Annotated in this window: 5 protein-coding genes; all 5 read right to left on the bottom strand. The window is 57.4% G+C overall.

Going from position 1 to position 3453, the window contains the following annotated elements; all coding sequences use genetic code 11:
* A partial coding sequence (locus ACWVCN_RS09940) for a YHS domain-containing protein (protein WP_455245480.1) occupies positions 1-109 on the bottom strand: 109 nt, incomplete at its 3' end.
* Between the two features lie 24 nt (positions 110-133).
* Positions 134-985 carry a F0F1 ATP synthase subunit gamma gene (locus tag ACWVCN_RS09935; RefSeq protein ID WP_455245478.1) on the bottom strand — a complete coding sequence of 284 codons (852 nt, stop codon included), beginning with the start codon at positions 983-985 and terminating at the stop codon, positions 134-136.
* A complete protein-coding gene (locus tag ACWVCN_RS09930; RefSeq protein WP_455245477.1) occupies positions 969-2456 on the bottom strand; it encodes a F0F1 ATP synthase subunit alpha in 1488 nt (495 codons plus the stop codon). The genes ACWVCN_RS09935 and ACWVCN_RS09930 overlap by 17 nt, the downstream gene beginning before the upstream one ends.
* A gap of 1 nt (position 2457) precedes the next feature.
* On the bottom strand, positions 2458-3204 hold the full coding sequence (locus tag ACWVCN_RS09925; RefSeq protein ID WP_455245475.1) for a F0F1 ATP synthase subunit delta: 747 nt from the start codon (positions 3202-3204) through the stop codon (positions 2458-2460).
* Positions 3205-3252: 48 nt separating this feature from the next.
* A partial coding sequence (gene atpE / locus ACWVCN_RS09920; protein ID WP_455245474.1) for an ATP synthase F0 subunit C occupies positions 3253-3453 on the bottom strand: 201 nt, incomplete at its 5' end.

Raw genomic sequence — 3453 nt, 5'->3', positions numbered from 1 at the left:
CTTCCCGGCAGCCTGGTGCACAAAAATAATACGTTTTCCCTCCATAGGTGCTTTGCGCGACTGCTGATTGTTCATCCACCTCCATCTGACACACAGGATCGGTTGCCATCGTATTTGTCCTTTCGTTACAGCGCTAGCGATGACGGCGTGTAGCCAAGTTGCTCAACATCAACATCTGAATTTCTTCTGTAATCTCTTCCTGCCTGAGGACGTTGCGTCTCCGTAACAGGTCTGCTTCCTCACGTTCGAGACGCTGAATGGCCAACTCCAAGTGAGCGAGGCGGGCTCGACTCTCCGCCATCAGCGCGCTGTAGAAGATAGCGTGTAAGAGCGAGAACAGATACAAATCGACTAGTTGAGAAAAGAAGAGAGGTGGCGGCAGGGTCAATCCAGGAGGGAATGGCTTTGGGTGGCCTGGGCGAGGGGAAGACGGAAACGGTCTGAGCGGTCGGACCATGACCGACTCCGTCACGGCATCGTGATAGACCGCAGTTACCGGAGCTCTTCCCCCGGATATCCTTTGTGTAGCGGCGTCCCGCAATTGATCGATGACATGGGTCAGAATGGGCTGAACCTCTTCCGTCACGGTCGGGCCCTCCACGGCTGCCGCAAACCGGTGAACCAAACGGGCCCGTTCCACGAGCTTGCGCCCCACGAGAATCAACACAGGATCCCGATTACCTGTGGTTCGAAGATGACCGTCCAGAGCGGAAAGCAGGCGGTCGTTAAAATCTCCACAGAATCCCCGCTCTGTCCCAATGACCAGATACAGTTCTTTCCCGGAGAGCTCCGGCACGAAGGTCGGATGAAACGCGAGGAAATCCTGTCCCGCTGCTTCGATATTTTCAACCACCCGATGTTGCGTCGCCAGCACGCGGCTCAACTTATGGCTCTCCATCAACGCCAGATTCTTCATGACGCGCATGATCCCTTCAATCTCGTCGAGGGTCCGGACGTGGGCTTCTATATCACGCCGTTTGCTCATAAGAGACCATCTCCTCGATCCACGCTGCGATACACTGTTTCCACTTATCCTCCGTGTCATCGAGCGTGAGCCCGCTGGCGCCCAGTTTGGAAGACAGACCGCTCATGATGGCGGGGAGTCTGTCATTGGGAATTTTGTCAAGCACACCAAGGTCATAGGCGATCAGCCATGCGAGGTCGAATTCAATGGGAAGCGGCGACAACCGATCCTGTTTAAGCAACTCTCGCAACATACGGCCTCGTTCGATGCTGCGTTCCATCGACGCCTCAAGTTTCGTTCCGAACCGCGTGAAGACCTCGAGTTCCAAAAACTGAAGAAAGTCCAGTTTCATACGGCCGGCCTTCTCCTTGATCCGGCGATGCTGACTCTTTCCACCGACTCGCGACACGGACTTGGTCACGTCGATCGCAGGAAGGACTCCGGCAGCGAATAATCGTCGATCCAGGTAGATCTGGCCGTCGGTGATCGAGATGAGATTGGTCGGGATGTAGGCCGAGATGTCGCCTTCTTTCGTTTCAACGAGCGGAAGCGCCGTCATGCTGCCCCCGCCACGGCCTAACGCTAGGCATGTGCTTCGTTCCAGGAGACGCGCATGAAGATAGAAGATGTCCCCCGGATAGGCCTCGCGGCCCGGCGGACGCCGGAGCAGCAAGGAGAGTTCGCGATAGGCTTGCGCATGAGTCGTGAGATCGTCGTAGACGACCAGGGTATCCTTTCCCTGACCCATCCAGGCTTCGGCTATAGCGCAACCGGCGAAGGGAGCGAGAAAGGTGAGGCCCGGCAAGGCAGCCGCTTCACCTACGACTACGACGCTATAGTCCATTGCTCCGTATTGGCGAAGCGTATCGATGGTGTTGACGACGGTCGTGCGCTTCTGGCCGATCAACACGTAGACACAGATGACATCCTTCCCCTGCTGATTGATCACCGTATCGATGGCCAGCGAGCTCTTTCCCAACCCGTTGTCACCGATGATCAGCTGCCGTTGGCCCTTGCCTATCGGGATCAATGTATCGATTACTTTCGTCCCGGAGTAGAGCGGCTTGCGCACGGCGGCCCTATCCACGATGGGAGGCGAAAGCACGTCCAATGGCCGAGATGCCTGGCACTCCGGATCGCCCAGCCCATCGAGCGGATTTCCGAGAGGATCGATGATGCGTCCGAGCAGCGCATCTCCGGTCGGGATGGTCAAATGCCTGCCTGAGACGTGCACGGCAGTTCCCGCGGTCAATTCGTCGGTCGCCTGAAGCAGGATGGCGCCAAGCAGGTTCTTGGCCAAGACAACGACCAGAGCCCGGCTGCCGTCCTCCAGGTCGAGGATGTCATCCATCGCGGCTGAGGGTAGCCCCTCGATCCAGGCGATTCCGTCGCCAACCGATACGACCGTTCCCTGTTCGAGAACTCGCAGGCCGAAGCGATAGTCATGCAGCCAACCGGCTTGCCGTTCCAGGAAGGAATTCGAGGTCGGCATATTAACAGCCTCCGGTCCCGCTATCGGCAAAGAATTTCAGTTCGTCCTGGAGATTGCCTCTCAGCACCCATCCACCGAGACTTACCCGCAGGCCGGCAAGCAGATTCCGATCCTCGACAAATTCCCACTCAAATGTTCGATCAAGCCGTCCTTCCAATTTTTTCACCAATCTCTCACGGGATCCCTGTTCGAGTGGAAAAGCGGTCGTTACCCTCCCCCGGGCATTCGCCGGCAAGGCCGATCGAATCGCCTCCACTTGTGGCTGAGGCAGCCTCGACCAATCTTCCATGATGGCGTCAATGAGCTTGGTTTCCAGCTCGGGGCCGGCCACTCGTGCCAACAACGAGGCTGTAAACTGGGTCCCTTGCGACAACGCCAGTGCTTCCGCCTGGCGGGCCATATCCTTGATCCGCTGACTTTCCCGTACCGTCGCCTGCTGTCGTTCCTTTTCGAGATCGGCCTGAAGTACCGCAAGCCGCCGATGCCGTTCTGCTGCAATCTCTTCCTGCAACTGCTCCCGTGCCTTCTCCCGCTCTTGCTCCCACCCGACCAATCGCCGGTCATACTGCTCCTTCAGGGCACCCGCTTCTTTCTGCAACCGGGTTGCTTCGGCGACCGTCTTGGCGATGGCGACTTTACGCTCCTCAATCACCGTCATGACCGGACGGTACAAGAACCGTTTCAACAGCCATACCAGGACGAGCACATTCACGATCTCGAGCAGGAATGTCGACCAATCCAGTTCCACCGTCATCCTCCGGTTGGCGATAACATGCGCGGCTTACCCGTCCATCGATTACGGCTTGAAAAAATATTCCAGTAACGGATTACGAAACAGGATGATCAAGACAATGACCAGGCAGTAGATGGCCAGCGACTCGATCATGGCGAGCCCGATGAAGAGCGTACGCATGATCGACCGCTCTGCTTCCGGCTGCCTCGCCAGGGCCTCCAAGGCCTGACTGATCGCACGCCCCATAGCAAGGGCGGGAAGCAT

The sequence above is a fragment of the Petrachloros mirabilis genome, assembly GCF_975968855.1.
The sequence above is the reverse complement of the archived record's forward strand: the minus strand, read 5'-3'. Positions and strand labels throughout refer to the sequence as shown.

Excerpts from the sequence above, each read along its gene's own strand:
- ACWVCN_RS09935 (WP_455245478.1), bottom strand. The coding sequence starts at position 985 with ATGAGCAAACGGCGTGATATAGAAGCCCACGTCCGGACCCTCGACGAG.
- ACWVCN_RS09930 (WP_455245477.1), bottom strand. The coding sequence starts at position 2,456 with ATGCCGACCTCGAATTCCTTCCTGGAACGGCAAGCCGGTTGGCTGCAT.